We start from the raw sequence: 18,942 nt of genomic DNA on the forward strand, positions 1-18,942 counted from the left end.
ATTATTAGGTATTATTTAAGATGCCATCACATGAACGACAAAGAACGAGCCAGAAAATGCCTGCCGGGAAAGAATAGCCGCGCCGCCAGCCAAGCCATGATTTTAAACCTGGCTCTCGATTGTTTAACCCATGAGAGAACAAATTCACTGGCGCAACTCTTAACGGAAAACATGGAAGAAGTCAATCATATCGTCCCAAAAGCAAGAATAAGATTTCAGCAAAAGCTGTTTGAATAAACTTCTGACGCCAATTCGTCTTGAATTAGAAAATAAGTTACTGAATCTTTGTAATCGCCACTTCTACTTTTTGGCTATCGGCTTTAAAGGTAAATTTAACCGGAAAGTTAAAAGCATTCTCAATGTATAAATTTTGATTTTGACTTTTCCAGCCGCTTTGGGGCAGCCAAAAAATCGCCGTCCCGAATTCCCTGGGCACTCCAGGAACCGGCAAAAAATCATGATTAGAAGGAGCTATAACTTTTAAACGGGCTTCTTGAGCCACCCAGTTAATTAAGGTTGCCAAATGACAAACGCCGTCGCCAACCAGAAAGCCGTCGCTTTTAAAACCGTCTTCCCAGTTAAAATGAGCGCCGGTCGTTTTGACAATTTTGCCCTTAAATTCCGGCAAAATATCCTCATGAAAGGCAAAAGCCTCGTTCGGTTTCAAAACAAAAGAGGTCTCAAAAGGTTGTCTGACTTTTTCCCAGTCAGGCTTATTTTGGGCATCGCCCTTAAGATAATGCAAATTAAGTAAAATATTGTCGGCAAAAACCTCGTTAACGCTTTTTTCCGGATAGCGATTTGTTAAATCCAAGGTCTTTTTCGCCAGGGGCTCACTATAAATCTCTTCAACCGCGTTGAAAAAACCCGCTGATGTAGCCTCAAGCGGTGTTGCAAGCGTTAAGCCTAAAAGTGATAAAGAAACCAAGATTTGTCCCATAAATTAATCCTCCATAGGCGAATAAAAAAAGAGTACCGCCAGGTACTCTCATTTAGGGGCGCATTATACCAAAAAACTATAGGATAGTCAAGTTAGGCCAAGGCTTTTACGTATAATTATTTCCCCTTTCCCTTTTTTATGCTAAAATAAATCTATCTTATGAATAACTCTTTTTCCCTTTTGCGTTTCATTCTGCAAACCATTATTTGCTTATCCATTTTGGCCGGCGGCGTGATTATTCTCATTTTAAGAATCAGCGTCTGGAGCCTCGTTTTGGGTTTACCCATGGTCCAAATTGGCGTGTTCTTTTTGATTTTAAGTTTTGACGAGCTTGCCCGAAAAAAATTTGGCAAAGAATCTATACAAGTCGTTCTTTGTTCTGTCTGCGGCCAACCAACCTACTCTCCTTCGTGGCAAAACGAACAAATCTGTCCGGCTTGCGAAAAAAAATTAAAAAACAAACTTCTAGAAGAAAAGAAGATTAAATAAATTATTTCGTTTTTCTTTCGCGTTTTTTTAATTCCTCTACGCCATCACAATATCCATTAATGTATCCCTGTCTTTCCCTGATTCTCGCCGCCAAAACATGAAAAAGAACGACCACGATTAAACCGATAAGTAAAAGCGCTAGTCCCTGATCTTGAATTTCCGAAAAAGGATTCAGTTGATCTTTAACTTCTTTATACGGAACCGAAATCAGCAAAAACCATAATTGTTGATCGATTTTTACCGGCGCATAACCGATAAGTGCTTTATATGATTGATCGTCAGGATAATTTAATTCCGTTATCACGCTTCCTTCTTCTTCTTTTGTCAAATTAGTCGCCAAATTTGGATTGCTATTTAGTAGATTAATACCCGGATTTCCCGCTATTGACGAAGCCACGATTTCTCCTCCCTTATTTAAAAGCGTTTGCACCGAATACGGAGATATGGTTAAGGGCTTAACGTATTTTTCTACTAAATCTTTCGTGGTCACAACGGCGTAAAGAACTCCGTTAAATTGGTTCTTGTAAAAAAGCGGGGTTGTAATCAGGATGATCCAAGTCCCCTTTGCCGGGCCCGTCCTGGCGATAACCGGTACTGAAACATACACTTTTCCTCCTTGGGTCTGACTTTTCGCCCAAAGGAAATACTCACGGTCCGAAAGATCAGTTCCTTCACCTACTTTTTGTTTCTGGGGATTTTCCGACCAAACAATTTTACCGTTTTTATCAATAACACCAAGGCTGGTTATGGGCCGGTCAATCATTTCCTGCACAAATGTTTGGGTAATTGCCCTGCCTTTTACCGGATCCAAGGATTTTATTTCTTCAATATTGGCCAAAAGTAATAATTTTGTTTTTCGGGACTCGAAAAAATCACTGATAGCCAAAGCTCCGGCGCGCGCCAAAATCAATTCGCGCGTTTTGGCTCTTTCCGAAAGGATTTGTTCGGCTTTTTTGGTCGAATTCCAGAAAAGAAAAACCCCAATTGTCGTCATTATTACCAGAATCACCCCTAAAAACACCTGAAGAGAGGAGGTTTTTAAAAAACAACCAACTTTCTTTACCATGTTTCTATCGTAACATTTTGAAAAATTAAAAGTCAAACTTTGAGGCTTGGCAGAAAATATCTTTTGCCGGCATTATAGAGAAGTTTAAGGTTTAACCAGTTATCAAGGCGTTTTACTTCTTGAAAAATTCGGCTCGGTCTTAAATAAAACTTCCGGTAGGCTTCGCGCCATTTTTGGGAAACCAACTCCGGATTTACCTCTCCCAAAACAAACATCCCCTTTCCTTCCAAAATGCCAAAGTCATCCCAATCCGTATTTAAAAGTTGACCGTTTTTTAAAATTTCTTCGTACAACGGGGCTCCGGGAAAGGGAGTCGCAATGCTAAAATGGGCTATATTTGGATTAAGTTTAAGCGCAAATTTAATCGTTTGTTCCATGGTTTTTGCGTTTTCGTCTAAATTCCCGAACATAAAAAAACCCATGGTCTCAAGTCCTGCAATCTTGGCCAACTTAAAAGCCTTTTCAATTTGAAAAAGAGTCAGTTGTTTTTGAATCTTATCCAAAATCTTTTGCAACCCGCTCTCTACCCCAAAAGCCACTCTTTTGCAACCCGCTTGTTTCATTTTTTTGAGAAGTACCAGATCAACTTTATCCGCCCTAATCCCGTTATTGGTAATCCACGGCACTTTATTTAAACCTTTTTTAGTTAACAAATCACAGATTCTAAGAGCTCTTTTGCGATCCAGATTAAAAACATCGTCCTGAACGCCGATTTCCGTTGCCCCCATATCTTTAATTAAATATTCCCACTCCTCCGCGACTTTTTCCGCGCTTTTTGGTCTCCACGTACGGCCGCAAATTCCCTTAAAACAATAAACGCATCCGTAAGGACAACCCCGCGAGGTCATGATGTAAAAAGCTCTATCTTTATCGGTTTGCCGGTCGCGCAATGGCTGAGTAACGCTGTATTTTTCAATTTGGAAAAGGTTGTATGCGGGAAAAGGCAAATCATCGAGATTTTTCTTAAGCGGCCGAGTAGGATTATGAACAATTTTCCCTTTATTTTTAAAAGACAAACCAAAAATATTTTCTTTTTTTCTTTGACCGTTAAGCATGGATATGATTTCCAAAATGGCTTCTTCCCCTTCACCTCTTACCACCATATCAATTCCCTTTTGTTTTAGGGATTCATCGGGCATTGCGCTGGGGTGCGGTCCGCCCAAAACAATGAGTGCCCGAGAATATTTCTTAATTTGTAAGGATAACTCCCAGGCGTTTTTAACCAAAGGCGTTGTTGCCGAAAGACCAACGAGGTCAAATTTATTTTTTTTGAGAAGGGATTTTAAAGATTGTGGCGGTTCAATCGCCGTATCGCAAACCGTAACTTCATGTCCCGCTCTTAATAAAACCGCGCCAATGGAGGCTAGTCCCAGAGGAATTTGTTTAGGCATATTCCAGATTTTGGCTTGAGGATAGACTAAAAGAATTTTCATCTTGTTTTTTCCATAAGTAGATAATGGTGGTGAGCCAAAAAGAACTTTAACCATTTTGGCCAGTTTTCAAACCGGCTTTCCTTAATTTTTTCAATTTTACTTTTTAAAAAAGGCAAATTTCGGAAATATTTCCCGGTTTCGTAAACATCCAAGATAAACCACGGGATATCAAACACCCCAAGTTCCCTAATCTCCCAAACTCCAGCCTTCCTAAAAGTCTGCTTTGCCGACCAACCCGACATTTTGCTCAATTGTCCATGATCCCACTTTTTTCCTGATAAAAAATGAAACAACCAATGGATCAAAACTCCCGGGTTCAAATAATTTTGAGTAATTATTAAGACGTACTTATTAGTTAAATCAGCCATACTTTTAATAAATTCATGGGTATCAGTTGTCTGCTCGAAGGCGCAAAAGTTCCAAACCAAATCAGGTTTTGTTTGCCTCTTGGGTATTTTAAAAACCTTTCTTTCTCCTAGAAGCTGATTTTGAGGATATTCCAAGACCGATTTAATCTTATATTTATTAATCATTTTGACCGCAATTTTTTCTAAAATATATTTTTCGTATTCTGTCCCGAATCCTAAATCGGCTGGCTTTTTTTGACCCGTTATAAAGACAATCGAACCAAAGTTATTAACAAACGGCAGTTTTTCGAAAAAATCATTTAACTTTTTTGAAAATTGCTTCTCCAAAAAACCTACGGGCGGCATTCTCAAGGGTAAATGTTTTTGTTTTTCGATATTCCAGCTATCAGCAAAAACTTCATCGCAAAGTTTAAGATCAACAAAGGTTTCTTCCGGCGAGCCGCATCCGGATATTTTTTGATATTTTTTTTCGCCCATTAAAAGAATCGCAAAACGGCGGGTTAAATAATAAGGTAAGTTCAAACTCCATTTGGTCGGTTCGCTGATGAAAACTTGTCCTCCGGTTTTTAAAACGCGGGCAATCTCCTCAAGGGCCTTCTTTTGATTCTCTAGATGATGAAGCACCCCTACCATGTAAACAAAATCAAAGCTTTGGTCCGGAAATAGCAGGTTTTCCGCATCCCCAACCACCAGTTTTACCTTACCTTTATTTTCCTTAAGAAGAACCGGACTGATATCTAAAGCCGTAACTTCATTATCTTTATCAAAAAGACTTAAAAACTCGCTTCTTCCCGCCCCGATTTCCAAAATTTTTTTCTTTTTAAAATGATATTTTTCTAATTCTTGAGTAATTTTTTGTTTTAAATAAACAAAGTACGGCCGAGACATCAGTTCTTCGTATGCGGTTAGGTCTGAAAAGGTTTTAATTTCTTTTTTCTTCCTTGGACTTAACTTATAAATATTTTTCATTCTTTAACTCAACAGTTAACTGTGGCGTCTTTTTAAACAAAATCCCTTTCATGCCTAAATTTATTGCGGCTTCAAGTTTTATTTTATCGTCATCAATATAAAGACACTCTCTTGGTATTACCCCAAGCTTTTGACAAATAAGAAGATAAATTTCCGGGTCTGGTTTCATAAGTCCTGTCTCTCCCGAACAAATCATCATATCAAAGTACTTATCAAGGGAAAATCGGTTAACCGCATCTTCGAGAAAAGCTTTCGGACAATTCCCTAAAAGTCCCAACTTGTATTTCGGCCTTAATTTTTTAACCAAAGACAATATTCCTTCTACCGGAATGCTTTGTAAGTAATATTCTTGCCGTGTTTTTTCCTCCCACTTTATATCCTTTCCTAATTCCTGTGCCCATTTTTGCCAAAATTGTTTTTCCGAAGTTTCTCCCCGCCAAAAAGGCTGCCATATTTCCAACGATAAAATCTTTTCCCTTTTAACAATTGGGTTTAGACCGTTTTTAATGATGGTGTCGTGGAAATCAAAAATTATCGCTTTAATCATGCTTTTAAAAAATTTGCCCCAACGGTTATTAAGGTTTTTGGGCTTAAAAGAATATTAGTATAGCTAACATTAGCTAAAGGACAATAACATTTTTTATTCCTAATTGATTTTCGAACTAAATCACTTTTAGGCGAAAACCAGATTTTCTTAAAATCAAAATTGTTCTCTTTCAGGTTCCCTAAAATATCCGCCCGGACACAGCAAGGCCAGATATCGCCGTTTGAAGCAATTTGCGCTGAAGCTAAACCGGCGTAGCAAGGAATAACCTGTCTTTGTTCTTTTAAGAACTTCATAACCAAATCGTAATAAACAAGCCGGAAGGCCCGCTGTATTCTGGGTAAAATCGCCAATTTTTCCTTCTTCATTCTGGTTTTTAAATAGTTAATAGCTGTTTTATAATCCCGCAACGAAGGTTGTATTTTATTACTCAAATTATCGAGTTCGACCCGATTCTCCGCGATTTCCGTAATGTATGAATCAGGCTTTAACGTGTCTAAAACATAGTCGGTAATCCTTGGAAATTCCTTAACATTATTTTTAGAAATAACGGTATGAATACCGATCGTCAGATTTCTCTTTTTCAGTTTTTTTAGTAAAGATAACGTTTTGACTGTTTTATCGAAATTACCCTTAATCCCCCTGGCCTGGTCGTGCTTTTCCCTTATTCCATCAAGCGATAAATTAATCACAAAATTTGTTTTGGGATTGGCCTTGGTAATTTTTCCAACATCATTAACAATCTTTTCTGTTAATAAGCCATTAGAGGGAATGTTTATAATTTTTGGGTTGCCTATCCGGCATAAATCACTAACAATTTCCATAAGATCAGCCCGCAAGAAGGGTTCTCCGCCAGATAATGTCACCCAATAAGGAGAATGTCCCAGTGATTGAAAAATCCGTTTCCACTCTTCTTTTGTTAGTTCAACCGTAGCTTTTTTTTGCCAAATATTGCAGGTTAAACAGCGGGAATTACACTTATTAGTTAAGCTGAAGGTATAACTTAAGGGCAGAATTTTAAAAAAAGAAAAAATTTTAAACAACATTGAGGTTTTTTGTTGATTCCACCCTGTCCCAAATAGTGTGCTTATTTTTTTGAAAATGATAATCATAAGTCCCGAGGATTCTGGCCATCATTTCCAATAAAGCCACGGCTGGCGACCAGATTAAATATTTAAAATCAGGCTTTAAAACTTTTACCCAAGCAAGAAGAGTTTTTCTTAAACCTAAAGTAGAAACTTGATAACCTTGAATTTTTTTTAAAGCTAAATGGCCGCTATAGATTCTTCTTCTTTGCTTCATAAATTCGAATAAATTCTCTGTCCCTTTATTTAAAACAATCGCGTCGGGAACGTATTTAAGAGTGTACCCTTGACCAACAATTAAAGGTTCAACCGTGGCTTCGTCAACGGCCGAAGCGTAAGGAATTCTTTCAAAGATTTTCCGGTAAGCCACCATCTCCCCCATTTTTGGGGACATTAAAGCCACTTGGTGATGAAGCTCCCATAAAAGGTGGGCGGCAAAACCAAAGAAATGATCTTGAGGGTCTGAAGGAATCGGCCGGGCTCCGGTCATCCCGATTCTTGGATTGGAAAATGGCCTTGCCAATTTTTCAATTACATCCTCCTGTGGAATCGTGTCCGCCCCGGCGCAAACCACAATTTTCCCTTTGGCATGTTTTAGAAATAAATTAACGGCCGAAGATTTCCCCAAACGTTCTTTTTGAATCAAGAGTTTGATTCTTTTGTCGGTTTTGGCCAGGCGTTTAACAATGGGAATTGTCTTGTCAGTGCAACCAGAAGCCACGACAAATATTTCCTTAATCTGGGCTTTATTAAGTTCTTGTGACAGTATGGCCTCAAGGCAACGGGCAATGTTTTGTTCCTCGTTGTAAGCCATCACGCCGATACTTGCTTCAATCATTCGTCTTCCTTTCCTAACCAAGCGATTTTATCACTTTTAAGATTTTTCATCTGCCGTCTTTTAATGATTTTCTCCTCAAGGAAAAAATAAATAATTGTCCAAAGGATCGTTAAAAAGCTAAGGATAAATAACACCCACCCTATTTTGTTCCCATTATAAGTAATATTGACTTTTAAATCCCCAGTTGTTCCTTCTGGTACTCTTACGTACATAAAATAAGGTCCGGCCCGATAGACGCTTAAATCCGCCTTCTTTGGCAATAAAAGTTTACTTCCCCAACCTTCCCAATAATTTTCTTTAAAAAGGACGCCTCTAAATCCTTTTCCGGAAACCTGGACGTGCTCGTTATCAGATCTTTGAACGTTGACCCCATTCAAATCTTCTTCTTTTTGTAAAGGAACCATTTCCGAAAGAAGATTTTTAAAAAATTTGGCTTCTTCCGTATTCAGATAATAAATAAAATGGTACGGCAGATTAAGACCGCTCCAAATTACCTGCCCATTACCCAACTTGCCTTGAGCTAAAATTATTTTGTCACCCTGTGATAAAACGGGCTTCGCCCAAGAACGAAGATCGCCGGAAGCGTAAGATAATTTCCAAGGGGCTTCTTCGTAAGCCAGTTTCGAAAATTGCGAAAAATCAATCCCTTTAATCATTGGACTGTCGCCAAAACTTAAGGCCCAATTTCCACCCAAGTTTTCTCTTTTGGTTTTTTCTATCGGGAAAACCGCAGGCAATTGGTCTAGTTTTTTAAAAGACAATAAACTTGAATCCGACTCAATAACCTCGCCTCCGGTCTCAATAAAGAGTTTTCCGCCTTTCTTAACCCAATCTTCAATTTTTTTCCAAGAGGCCCGCGGCCGGACGTTAAAATCTTTTTCGTTTTTATATTGATAGCTGTATAAAATAATCGCGTCGAAATCGTCCAAATTCATTTTGGCTAAATCTTCAATATATTCCGGACCATGAATTGGCACCAGATAACGTGAATTTAAATTTTCCGTGGCCAGTAGTTTCAAGAAAGTATCATAGGCGACGGTACTGCCCACCAGCAGTACGGAAGGAACGTTTGTAGCTTTGATAATCGGCGAAGTAAGGTTATCAAAAAATTTCATCGGGTAAAGCGGTTCCGAGTTTTCCTTATTAAGAACGGCTTCAAACTCAACCACGCCTGGATCATTTTTCAAATAATCCGCCAAGGGCAAACCGTAGATATCCAAATAGCGGATGGCGTACCAGTCAATTAAAAATAAGGCATGCTGTTTGGCAATCACCTCCGAGATATTAAAATGCCAAACGTATTCGCCTAAAATTGTCTGGTCAACCCAATAAATCCAATCATTAACCTTAGAGGTCATAATCCCGTAATAACCCTTAATCAGGGGTAAAGAAAAGACCGAATTCCACCAAGTCTGTATTCCGGGAGTAATCTCGTAATACCGATAATCTTTCGTTTCCGTATCCAGCCACGGCGGAACCATTACTTTTTTCACCTCTTCCTTATCCCCTCGAATAGCCGCCGGCATGGCGTTTGAGGGATATCCGTTTTGGCTAAGATGATCTTCAAAATTCTTTTTGAAACTCGGGAGTGTAAGCGAAAGAAAAATCGGCATAAAAATAATTAAAGTCAAAAAGACCCCTTTGCTTTTACTAAACCAGGATTGACCCTCAATTTTGGGAAAAATAATTCTCCAAAAAACCGCAATCAGCCCAGCGATGGCCAAGCTGCTAATCCACCAAAACCGGCCGGGACCAAGCGCTTGCGATAAAGGATGACGGCCGATAAAAAGAAGAAAACAAGAAAAGGAAATATAGATTAAAATTGTCAAAAAGGGCAGAGCCTTAAACGCTTCTTTTAACTTTCTTTTGAAAACGAGCAGGACGCCAAAAAGGAAAAACAAACCCCACAAATAGGGGTTAGCGCTGGAAAAAAGACCAATAATGGCGTCGCTTTGAATTTTTGTCTCAAAACCAACTTGAGCCCACGCCACGCCGTTTTTTTTGTAATCCAGCATCAAATAAACAATGGGGTAAAGAGTTACTAGTCCGATAAAAAAACTGGTGGCGACAAAAATAACCATCTCTTTTCTTCTGGAAAAAGAAATTAATTTGGTTTCATCAATTCTCGTTATTAAAAACAAAGCCGCCGGCGCCAGACTTAAAATCAGAAACGAACCGGCGTGTCCAAGCGCGGATAATCCCACCATAAGTCCGGCCAAGAGAAGAAATTTTTTTTTCTTACTATTAAAATATTTTAACAGTAACCACAGGGTTAAAGGCAAAAACATTCTGGTGGCCGTAAAGGTCGCCGTGCCGCCGTCAAAAAGACCGATGTAAAAATCGACTGAGGAAATCAAGCCAAAAGTTAAAGCCGCCGAAACGAGAATGCTTCCGGAAATTTCAAAAAATAACAAATAGGAAAAAAGGGCTTGCGCCACCATGGTTAAAGTCAGATAAATTCGGCTGGCATCAATAACTGATAAAAAATTGGTCAAGGGCAAGGTTAAATAAAAATGCAGCCAGGCATTGTCAAAAACAGAAGGAGAACCGCCGTACCAAATATATTTCCAAGATAAGGGCGGAATTTTAAGATCATTTTTTAATTGAGCCACAAAAGTGGGAAATTGCAAAAAATCAGCCCCCATGGGCGGAGAAATAAGATTGTAGGATTTTAAAATAGGAAGCCATAAGGCCAAAATTAAACCAAAAACGGCTAAATGCAAAAAGGGAGAGATAATTTTTTTCATTTTAGTTTTTAAGAATCCTCATCATTTAACCAGGTTTTCGTTTTAACAGAAAGCGGTTTTTGCATCCTGCCGAGAGCGATTTTCATTTTTTCCGCAGGAAATAAATTAAAAAGAGAAAAAATCAAAAATAAAATTGACAAAAGGGTTAAAGCTAGCCCCGCTTGTACGGCTAAGCCTTGAGTGTATTCAAGCGTCACCTTAAGAGGATATTGGCTTGTTTTGGGTAAAGAAGCGTACATCATTCCCGGCCCGGCCAACTCTAAATGTAAATTGGTTTTTTTATTTTTACCATCTAATGCGTAAGCTTTCCAGCTCGGATAATAGCTTTCTTTAAACAAAACTCCCGCGGCCCTTTCCGAAATCAAAATTTCTCTTTTTTCGGGATTTATAAAAGCCGCTTGAGCCGAATTTGGTAAACTCGCCGCCGCAAAATCCGTAAAAAATTGCCTTAAAAGTTTGGCTTCTTCAAAATTTTTATAGGCATTGGTGTGGTAAAGAAAATTAAAACTTGTCCAGACAATTTTACCCTTACCGTATTTTCCGGACACGACGAGCGGTCCTTGTTTTGAATCTAAAACCACTTTTGCCCAAGGTTTTAAATTGCTTCCCTTGGCCATTTTCCACGGCGCTCCGTTATAAAGCGGCGGCGAAAAAAGGGTTAAATCAACATCGTTAAAAAAAGGACTTTCCTGTTTTTGAAAATCCCAAGTTCCCTGAATTTGGTTTCTGTTAAGAAGAGAAAAAGGCGAAGGTTCGGGAAGATCTTTCGCTGTTCCCTTTTCGTTTAAAAGTTCCGGCGAATCCCAGGCTTCCCATAAAATATTTCCTCCTTCATTTAAATAATCGGTTAGAATTTTATAAGCCCTTTTTTGATCGCGGTAACGATATCCGAACAAAACCAAGCTCGTGTAAGCTTTAAAATCTTTAGCGGTGTAGTCATCTAAGTAAAGTTTGCCGCGGACCGGAATTAATTTTGAACTATTGTAATTAGTAAAAGTCAGGTTAGTAAAAAGAAGGTTGTAGCTTTTGGGATCGCCGATATAAAGCACTGTCGGCGCGCTGGTGGCAGAAAGAATCGGGCCGGGGTTTTCAACCTCAAATTGTTCCTGAACTCCGTCATAATGCACTCGGCCGTAAGAAACGAGGTTAAAACCAGATTCACGAAGATAACGATTTTGGCTTGCGGCCACAAAATCGGCCGCTGACTTTCCCCCGCCGGCGCCATTATAAGCTTCATAATCGGAAATATCTTTACTTCTTTCGTAAGTTGAAAACCAGCGTACCGCAAACCAATCTAAGGCCGACCTTGCTTCGTCAAGCGAAAACTTTTGGTTATCCCAAAGAGCCTGTTCAAACCAATAGCGCCAATCAGGATACAAAATTCCTTGTCCGTAATAATCTCTTACTTGAGGAATCTTGTAAAGGGTATTAAACCAAACGGCCTCGTCGGCGTCAAAAGCGGCGAAACGGTGGTTAAAATCTCCTGCTTGGGGAAATTTCAGAATCCGCTGCAGTTTATAAACGGCATTTTGGGGAATATCGGCACTCGTATCGTTAATATTGATTTGGCGATCGTCCTTTTTAATTAGGGGAACACCGACAGCCAACGTTGACCCCCAAACAACCGCTATTAAAAGAAAACCAATTAGGGGCAAAACTCGTTTGGCTGTTGGTTGCAGCCGCGCCAGCAAAAGACCAATAAGAATACTCCCGTAAAGAGTCATAAAAAGAGTCGCGGAAAGAGGAATAAACCCGTTAATATAATAATACTTTCCCGAAAGACCCGTGTACCCAATCAAGGCATAAGCGGAAAAAAGAAGAAACATAACAAGCGGAGCAAAAATAAGTCTTAAAAGACCAATTTCGCCTTCAGGTTTTAACCGTTTTAAAAAACCCAAAATCAAAACCACCGCTAATAAAGGTAAAACAAACGGCCCCATACCGGCAAAATCAATTAAATAATAAAGCGGAGCCGGCACCACTGGAGAGATAACACCGATAAAGGTCGAGGCGCCTCCGGGGCTTAAAAATAAAGGCAGAAAGAAAAATCCAGCCACGGAAAAAGAAGACAAATAAATTAAAAAACCATATTTTATTTTTTTCTTTAAAGGAAAGACTGAAACAAGAATGAGGAAAAAAATGGCTATCCAAATAAAAAGCCCCATCAGGGCGTGGGTGGTTAAGGCCGCTCCCAGAGCTAAAGCTGCCGCCGCAAATTCCTTCCTCGGAAAAGCTTCTTTACTTTCCGCCGCTTTTAGAAACCTAGCTGTGAACCAAAAAGCAATCAGGGAAAAACCCACCCCCAAAATTCGAGGGTAAATACCGCCGGATAACATCCATGACCAAAGACTAAAAGAAGAAAGCGCTAAAATCGCGGCAAACAACCCCCAAAAAGGTTTTCGGGTTTGCGTCAAGACAAAACCAAAAACTCCAATCCCGATGGCCGCGTAAGCCAAAAAACCAAGAATAATCAGGCTGAAAAAAGGACTGCCCGAAAAGATTTTGGCAATAATGGCGCCCAAGAAATAAAACAAAGGCGCTTCGGTTTTAAAAGTCGGCATTCCGTCGGCCCAGTGATATTGCCAAAAGACATGAGGAAAAAAATCTAAAAGATAAACTATCCGTGTAATTCGGGCGTAAGCATCCGCCCCCTTAGGGAAACCCGTAAAAGTTTCCAGTTGATATCCGTAAAGAGCAACCACGAAAAGAATCAAAATAAAACAGAAAATAAGAACAAATTTTTGTCTATTCATCTTCGTCTTTATCCTCCTCCCATTTAGCTTTGGCTTGTTTAAAAAGCCCGTTTAAACGCTTCGTTAAAAAGGGGTAAGCGATAAAACCAATAACCGTCATGATCGTTAACAAATATCCCAACCAAATATCCCCAGTTTTATGCCAAGTCAGGGTAATTTCCATGTTTCCCGTTGCCTTTGGTTCCAGTAACATAAAACCTAACGGGTCTTTTTTGATCGCAATCTTTTCCTGACCGGAAAAAGCCTGCCAGCCGCTACTGTAAGGAATCTGCAAAGCAACCCCTTCTTCTTTATCTAAGTTGGCCGTAATTTTGGCTTGACCATTTTTAAACCAAGTAAAATTAGCCTCCGGCAATTTGTTGTTATCGATATAAATTAAATAATCTTGTAAGGCTGAATAATCAACGGCGTTTTTTAATGGTTTTAGGTTAACAAAATTCGTTTTGCTGACAACTTGAGCGAGTGACGGCTGAACCAAGGGTACTTTATAAATCACATCCCCTTTCAAGTCAATTATTTTCGTTAAATCAGGGTTTTCGGTGAACCTTTCGATTTTTTTAAAATCATGGAAAACCTCCGAAGACTGAGGAGTATTCACCACCAAATAGGAAACATTCAAAATTCTCAGCCAAGAGAGGGCGATTTCCGCTTCTTTTCCTAAAGGCGCGTTTTCTCCGGTGTTAATTTGATAAATCGCGTGGAGAACCCAAGGATTGGCCAAACCGTCATTGCCACCTCTGACCTGAGGGACGTCGAAAAAAGTATTCAGCCAAAAAGCGGTCGAACCGGAAGCATAAACCCTTTCTCCGTCAGTGTTATTTTTAAGCCAAGAGGCAATTTTATACTCCGAGGTTTGCTCAATTGCCTGGTGAGGTTGCGTTAAATTCCAAACTTGGTTAATATATCTTAATGGCAAATAGAGTATCAAAATAGTAATTAGTGTATATAAAATTCCTTTTGCCCAGACCAATTTCGGGATGATTTTTTCAATTAAAAGAAAAATTCCCCAAGAAAGAAAAAGAGCCATCCCCATGTCCATTTCCGGAAGATAGCGATTTGGTTGAGGTAAAAGCATGACTTCCTTGGTGAACCAAAAATAAGCGGAGGAGAAAAACAAAACAACCCAAGTCACGGTTATCAACGGTAGTTTCCAATTTTCTTTTTTAGCCGCAAGGGCGAAAAGAAAAACTAAAGGAATCAATAAAAAAATAAACGGTAAAAAACGAAAATACACCTCGCCTAAACTGCCACCCGCTCCCCCGGTCCCAATCGAGAGGCTGGCTTTCATAAAAGAAAGGTTATACCAAAAACTGACTAAACCAAAACTGTAAAAAACAAGAAGGAAAGATCTTCCCGCTTTTTTCTGCCAATCCTGACCAATATCTTCAATGATAAAAACGGTCATCAGCATCATCGTCAGTCCCATTAAAGAGATCATGTTCGTTAGAGCGACAAAAGCGATAAAAATACTGGCCATTAAATAATTTCGCAAATTACCCTGCCGAAGGGTTTTAAAAGTAAAAAGAATCGCCAAGGGCAGAAAGAATAAACCAATAATGTGCCCGCCTTCCCCATATAGAATCATGGTTAAAAAACGCCATGGGGCAAAATTGTGAGCTTCAGCCGTTCCGGAAAGTCCCGGCATTAAATATCCGACGGTGGGCGCGAAGGCAAAAATCATGGCCGATAAAAAACCGGCGGCCGTATTCTTGAGAAGATAGCGAACCAGAAAATACACGCTAATCGGCGTCGCCGCGTAAAAAAAGCCGATCAAAATCCGATACCATGATTCAAGAGGAATTGAACTAAAACAGGCGTGGAGCAAAACCATTAAGTATGGCAAAAAGGGCGTATAAAATAAATGAAACGGGAAACCCGTATACCAATAAGGATTCCAGGACAAATTGGGAAAATTTTCCGCGATAAAGCGGGCGTCGGCAATAAAAACACTTTCAATTGACCCCATTTGGCTGGTATAACCGCCGCTAAAAAGCGGCCAAATCAGCATCGCGTTAACCGTAAAGAGAAAGAGCGGAATAACCATCAAGGAAAATAATAATTTGATTATTCTCATATTGATTGAATGGTTAAAAAGGCTTTAATTTTCCGATTTAAATCGGATAGACCTCTTATTTGTCCCAGTTGCCTCAAAAGAAATTTTGGCTGGCGATAAAATTCCCGATACGCTTTTTTTTCGTACGCTTGAACTGTTTGCGCGTTCAAACCTTCAGGTACATAATAAAGATGGTTAGGCAGATTTACTAGAAGTCTATCATAAGCAACGTTTTTTAAAAAACTGCGTTTCTTGGCCTCCTGCCAAAGTTTTGTTCCCGGGTAAGGCGTCGCGATCGTAAAATTAGCCACGGATAAGGGCAGGCTTTTAGCAAAATCAATTGTCTCCTGCATGGTCTTTTCCGTTTCCCCGGGCAAACCTAAAATAAAAAATCCCAAAGCCTGAATTCCAACCCTGGTTGTTTCCCCAACCGCCTCCTCTACCATTTTTTTGGTGATGCCTTTATTTAAACTTTTCAAGATTTCCTCATTTCCCGATTCAATGCCGTAGGAAATCTGCCAGCAGCCGGCTTTTTTCATCAAACGAAACATTTCCCCATCCGCTTTATTCACCCGTCCCAAACAAGTCCAAGTAAATTTCAACTTTTTTTTAAAAATTAAACGACAGATTTCTTTAACCCGATCCGTATCCGCGTTAAAGGTATCGTCCCAAAGACGAATTTCCTTGGCGCCATATTTGTTAATCAGAATTTCCATTTCCGAAACGACACTTTCAGGGCTTCGGAAGCGCCATTTATTACCAAAAACGCCTCGGAAACAAAAATTGCATTGGTATGGACAACCGCGGCTGGTAATCATTGTCCCCACCGGAAAATTTTGATAGGTTGCCGGAGTCGGATGATAGGCTGATAAAGAAGGCATTAAGTGCCTGGCCGGAAAAGCAATTTGGTCAAGATTCTCAATGTATGCTCTTGGGACGGTTTTGATAACTTTTTTTCCTTTTCGGAAAACAATTCCGGCGACCTTGCTAAGATTGCCCTTATTAGTTAAAACCTGAATAAGCTCGACAATCGTCTGTTCACCTTCACCAATGACCCCAACATCAAAACAAGAAAATTTGGCGACCTCCTTTGGCATTGCGGTCACATGAGGCCCGCCGATAATAACGAACGCTTTCTGAGATTTTTTTAATGCCCTTGCTAGTCTGACAGCCTTATTAAAATCAACCGTTGAAGCAGAAAGACCGATAAAGTCCGGCAACAACCTTTGCGCCTCGGCAACAACCTCTTTAATCCCCCAACCCAGCGGTGGAGCGTCAATAATTTTAATCTCAAAGCCCGCTTTCTCCAAAACCGCGCCAAGATAACCAATACCAAGTGGCGGCTGCATGTTTCCCACCTCTGCCAGAGAACTGAATTCTTCTTTTAAACTGTAGGGAGGGAAAATGAGTAAAACTTTAGTCATTTTCGACGACGAAAAAGAAATTCATCCCAAAACAACCTCTTTTAAGTCTTAAAATCTTACCTTGGTTGTTAAAAAGAGCTTGAACCTCCCTTTTTTTAAAAATTCGATGATAAGGCTCTCCCGGGTGGGTTGATGATAAAAACCGAAGATGCCAAATTGGATTTTGAGCTGGAACCGAGCCGATTAAAATCCCCTTTGGGGTTAAGACACGAAGGATTTCTGATAAAGCTTTTTGAGGATGAATAAGATGTTCTAGAACATCAGTGCAAATTACCGCCTTAAAAGCTTGGCCGGAAAAAGGCATTTTTTCGATATCTCCAAGGACTAACTTCGCCTGGGGAGCATGAGTTTTAGCCCGGCGAAGATTTCGAGGGTTAATGTCAAGACCAATTGAATCAGGAGGCAAATGGCGCAGAATTAAACCTGTACCACAACCAACATCAAGAAACTTACCTTCCTTTCCAAATTCTTTTACCAATTTTAAAGTCTCCCTTTCTCTTAGACAATGAAGAATCGTCTCCAGACCCCGAAATCGGTTAGCCACCTCAACCCAATCATAGTCTTCTAATTCTTGATAATATCGCTTATTTTCTTTAACAAACTTTTCTGTCGAAATATCGACAGTAAGCCCGTTTTTTGCACAAAATTTCCAATTAACAAATCTCGCTTTTCTCTTCATCTTAAAAACCTTAAAATTTTGAAGAATTTTTCTGACGGCTTCAAAACGTTTAAATCATCCATTTTCGCCTTTGGCGAATTTTTGGCTTAATTTTAAGGTGCTTAAAATTAAAACGGTTGCTGACGAAATAACTATCCCGATGATTTGAGAAAATCCCCCACCGTCTCGGACTAATTGTGCCCCCAAAACTTGGTTAGAACTCTCAAGACGGTTGGTAAATTGCGGCCGCACGAAAAATACCGAAATAACCAAAAAAGATAAAAGAAAACTGATCCAGCCGTAAAAAATAGGACTCACTCTCTCCTTTTTTTCTTTTGGGAATTTTGGAATAAACGGAAGAAGGCGTAAAAAGACACCGGGATTAGTTTTTAAAACCTCGGCAATAATGACCAAAACAACGGCGAGAAAAAAAGAAAAGCTGAAATAAAACTCCGGCAGGAAACGATTCGGAACCGGTAAATAAGTCGTACTAATACTGGGCGCCACATAAATAAGCGTAAAAAACACTAAAAAATGACTCAAGCTTAAAAAAATGGCTTGTAAACTGGGCTTTCGGTCAAAAATCAAAAAAGAAAGGGCACCCAAAACCGGGACCAAAAAGAACGACGGCGGGATGAGATTCAATAGAAGTTTAACGAGTGCTTCTCCGTGCTCGGCTTGAAAAATTTTGTAAACAAAGCTCGGGTGATACCAAAAACTGGAAAGGCCGGCCGCGGCGATCAGAATCATTAAGGTCGACAGCATTTTAAACCGGCCCAAACCTAAAAGCATCTCCGAGTAGGTCAGTAAGCCCAAAAAGATTAATAAGGTAAAAAGACCGAAAGGACTGGTTAAGGCGACCAAAGCGACTCCAACCGCCGAAACCAAAAGCAAACCAATGGTGGGATTGCGTAAAAAACGCAGATTGAAAATTAAAACGATGGGCAAAATCGTTAAGGAAACCAGATGCGCACTGTCGCCAACGGCAACCGTATCATAAAATCTGGAGGCTGACAAAGTGTAAATTAAGCCTGCTAAAAGACTGATTAAGCGTCTATTGGTAATTTCCCAAACATAAAAATATAAAGAAACCGGTCCAAAAATATAGGCGCCGAAAATTAAAAACTTTAAAATTTCTTCTCTGCCTCCGGCAAGAAAAGGCAAAAGAGGCGCCGTGAATTTGCTAAAGGGCAAGGTCTTGTCCATGAGTGGCCAAATCAAAAAAAGATTGAGGATTAAAACAAGAAGGGGCAAAACCAAGGTATGCAAATTTAAACTGATGCGGGGAGCGGCTGGGGTTGACAATTTTGCATGATTACTTAAGCGTCTAAAAAACCGCATGGTTTTATTTTAGTAAAAATGCCATGGGTTATCAAGAATGAAGAAGGTATAAACTCCTTTAATTATTCTTAGCAGATATCAAGTTACTACTTGAATTTTAGCGTTTAATGTTTTATTAATATATCTATAGTAAAGAGAAGGGGGGTGATAAAAATGAAAAAAATATTATTCATCTTGGCCATATGTTTCCTTTTAGGCTTTACCTTAGCCAACGGTCATAAAGGTGATGGATGC

Annotated in this window: 15 protein-coding genes; 2 read left to right on the top strand and 13 right to left on the bottom strand. The window is 39.6% G+C overall.

Going from position 1 to position 18,942, the window contains the following annotated elements:
• The first annotated feature begins 30 nt into the window (after positions 1 to 30).
• Positions 31 to 237: a hypothetical protein gene (locus M1575_03040; GenBank protein MCL5095678.1), complete on the top strand. Its 207-nt coding sequence runs from the start codon at positions 31 to 33 to the stop codon at positions 235 to 237.
• A gap of 37 nt (positions 238 to 274) precedes the next feature.
• Here M1575_03040 and M1575_03045 read toward each other — a convergent pair whose 3' ends face one another.
• Complete coding sequence (locus tag M1575_03045; GenBank protein ID MCL5095679.1) at positions 275 to 940, bottom strand: VanW family protein; 666 nt, start codon at positions 938 to 940, stop codon at positions 275 to 277.
• 159 nt (positions 941 to 1,099) lie between these two features.
• On the opposite strand from M1575_03045, the gene M1575_03050 reads away from it, so the two are divergent.
• Complete coding sequence (locus M1575_03050) at positions 1,100 to 1,429, top strand: hypothetical protein (GenBank protein MCL5095680.1); 330 nt, start codon at positions 1,100 to 1,102, stop codon at positions 1,427 to 1,429.
• A 1-nt stretch (position 1,430) separates the two neighbouring features.
• On the opposite strand, the gene M1575_03055 is transcribed toward M1575_03050, so the two are convergent.
• Genes M1575_03055 through M1575_03110 form a run of 12 tightly spaced genes read right to left on the bottom strand, consistent with a single transcriptional unit; the run spans position 1,431 to position 18,708 of the window.
• Positions 1,431 to 2,495 (bottom strand): hypothetical protein, encoded by a 1,065-nt coding sequence (locus M1575_03055; GenBank protein ID MCL5095681.1) that lies wholly within the window; start codon positions 2,493 to 2,495, stop codon positions 1,431 to 1,433.
• A 32-nt stretch (positions 2,496 to 2,527) separates the two neighbouring features.
• Positions 2,528 to 3,982 carry a B12-binding domain-containing radical SAM protein gene (locus tag M1575_03060; GenBank protein MCL5095682.1) on the bottom strand — a complete coding sequence of 485 codons (1,455 nt, stop codon included), beginning with the start codon at positions 3,980 to 3,982 and terminating at the stop codon, positions 2,528 to 2,530.
• Positions 3,925 to 5,265: a class I SAM-dependent methyltransferase gene (locus M1575_03065; GenBank protein MCL5095683.1), complete on the bottom strand. Its 1,341-nt coding sequence runs from the start codon at positions 5,263 to 5,265 to the stop codon at positions 3,925 to 3,927. Before M1575_03065 ends, M1575_03060 begins: the two co-directional genes overlap by 58 nt.
• The gene (locus M1575_03070) at positions 5,249 to 5,812 is read right to left on the bottom strand and encodes an HAD family phosphatase (GenBank protein ID MCL5095684.1); all 564 of its coding nucleotides are present in this window, start codon (positions 5,810 to 5,812) and stop codon (positions 5,249 to 5,251) included. Before M1575_03070 ends, M1575_03065 begins: the two co-directional genes overlap by 17 nt.
• Positions 5,809 to 6,855 (bottom strand): radical SAM protein, encoded by a 1,047-nt coding sequence (locus M1575_03075; GenBank protein MCL5095685.1) that lies wholly within the window; start codon positions 6,853 to 6,855, stop codon positions 5,809 to 5,811. The genes M1575_03070 and M1575_03075 overlap by 4 nt, the downstream gene beginning before the upstream one ends.
• The gene (locus tag M1575_03080) at positions 6,845 to 7,732 is read right to left on the bottom strand and encodes a glycosyltransferase (protein MCL5095686.1); all 888 of its coding nucleotides are present in this window, start codon (positions 7,730 to 7,732) and stop codon (positions 6,845 to 6,847) included. The genes M1575_03075 and M1575_03080 overlap by 11 nt, the downstream gene beginning before the upstream one ends.
• Entirely contained in the window at positions 7,729 to 10,479 is a 2,751-nt protein-coding gene (locus M1575_03085; protein MCL5095687.1) for a hypothetical protein, read from the bottom strand. Before M1575_03085 ends, M1575_03080 begins: the two co-directional genes overlap by 4 nt.
• A gap of 8 nt (positions 10,480 to 10,487) precedes the next feature.
• The gene (locus tag M1575_03090) at positions 10,488 to 13,232 is read right to left on the bottom strand and encodes a hypothetical protein (protein MCL5095688.1); all 2,745 of its coding nucleotides are present in this window, start codon (positions 13,230 to 13,232) and stop codon (positions 10,488 to 10,490) included.
• Positions 13,225 to 15,306 (bottom strand): hypothetical protein, encoded by a 2,082-nt coding sequence (locus tag M1575_03095; GenBank protein ID MCL5095689.1) that lies wholly within the window; start codon positions 15,304 to 15,306, stop codon positions 13,225 to 13,227. Before M1575_03095 ends, M1575_03090 begins: the two co-directional genes overlap by 8 nt.
• A complete protein-coding gene (locus M1575_03100) occupies positions 15,303 to 16,709 on the bottom strand; it encodes a B12-binding domain-containing radical SAM protein (protein ID MCL5095690.1) in 1,407 nt (468 codons plus the stop codon). Before M1575_03100 ends, M1575_03095 begins: the two co-directional genes overlap by 4 nt.
• Positions 16,702 to 17,388, bottom strand: coding sequence for a class I SAM-dependent methyltransferase (locus tag M1575_03105; GenBank protein MCL5095691.1), 687 nt, complete (start codon positions 17,386 to 17,388; stop codon positions 16,702 to 16,704). Before M1575_03105 ends, M1575_03100 begins: the two co-directional genes overlap by 8 nt.
• Before the next feature lie 54 nt (positions 17,389 to 17,442).
• Positions 17,443 to 18,708, bottom strand: a complete 1,266-nt coding sequence (locus M1575_03110) for a hypothetical protein (GenBank protein ID MCL5095692.1) — start codon at positions 18,706 to 18,708, stop codon at positions 17,443 to 17,445.
• Between the last annotated feature and the right edge of the window lie 234 nt (positions 18,709 to 18,942).

The sequence above is a fragment of the Patescibacteria group bacterium genome (genome assembly GCA_023473585.1).
In the GTDB taxonomy this organism is placed as follows: domain Bacteria; phylum Patescibacteriota; class Microgenomatia; order JAMCYU01; family JAMCYU01; genus JAMCYU01.

Bases quoted from the DNA above. Each gene is read 5' to 3' on its own strand.
- M1575_03040 (MCL5095678.1), top strand. From the start codon at position 31: ATGAACGACAAAGAACGAGCCAGAAAATGCCTGCCGGGAAAGAATAGC.
- M1575_03045 (MCL5095679.1), bottom strand. From the start codon at position 940: ATGGGACAAATCTTGGTTTCTTTATCACTTTTAGGCTTAACGCTTGCA.
- M1575_03050 (MCL5095680.1), top strand. From the start codon at position 1,100: ATGAATAACTCTTTTTCCCTTTTGCGTTTCATTCTGCAAACCATTATT.
- M1575_03055 (MCL5095681.1), bottom strand. From the start codon at position 2,495: ATGGTAAAGAAAGTTGGTTGTTTTTTAAAAACCTCCTCTCTTCAGGTG.
- M1575_03060 (MCL5095682.1), bottom strand. From the start codon at position 3,982: ATGGTTAAAGTTCTTTTTGGCTCACCACCATTATCTACTTATGGAAAA.
- M1575_03065 (MCL5095683.1), bottom strand. From the start codon at position 5,265: ATGAAAAATATTTATAAGTTAAGTCCAAGGAAGAAAAAAGAAATTAAA.
- M1575_03070 (MCL5095684.1), bottom strand. From the start codon at position 5,812: ATGATTAAAGCGATAATTTTTGATTTCCACGACACCATCATTAAAAAC.
- M1575_03075 (MCL5095685.1), bottom strand. From the start codon at position 6,855: ATGTTGTTTAAAATTTTTTCTTTTTTTAAAATTCTGCCCTTAAGTTAT.
- M1575_03080 (MCL5095686.1), bottom strand. From the start codon at position 7,732: ATGATTGAAGCAAGTATCGGCGTGATGGCTTACAACGAGGAACAAAAC.
- M1575_03085 (MCL5095687.1), bottom strand. From the start codon at position 10,479: ATGAAAAAAATTATCTCTCCCTTTTTGCATTTAGCCGTTTTTGGTTTA.
- M1575_03090 (MCL5095688.1), bottom strand. From the start codon at position 13,232: ATGAATAGACAAAAATTTGTTCTTATTTTCTGTTTTATTTTGATTCTT.
- M1575_03095 (MCL5095689.1), bottom strand. From the start codon at position 15,306: ATGAGAATAATCAAATTATTATTTTCCTTGATGGTTATTCCGCTCTTT.
- M1575_03100 (MCL5095690.1), bottom strand. From the start codon at position 16,709: ATGACTAAAGTTTTACTCATTTTCCCTCCCTACAGTTTAAAAGAAGAA.
- M1575_03105 (MCL5095691.1), bottom strand. From the start codon at position 17,388: ATGAAGAGAAAAGCGAGATTTGTTAATTGGAAATTTTGTGCAAAAAAC.
- M1575_03110 (MCL5095692.1), bottom strand. From the start codon at position 18,708: ATGCGGTTTTTTAGACGCTTAAGTAATCATGCAAAATTGTCAACCCCA.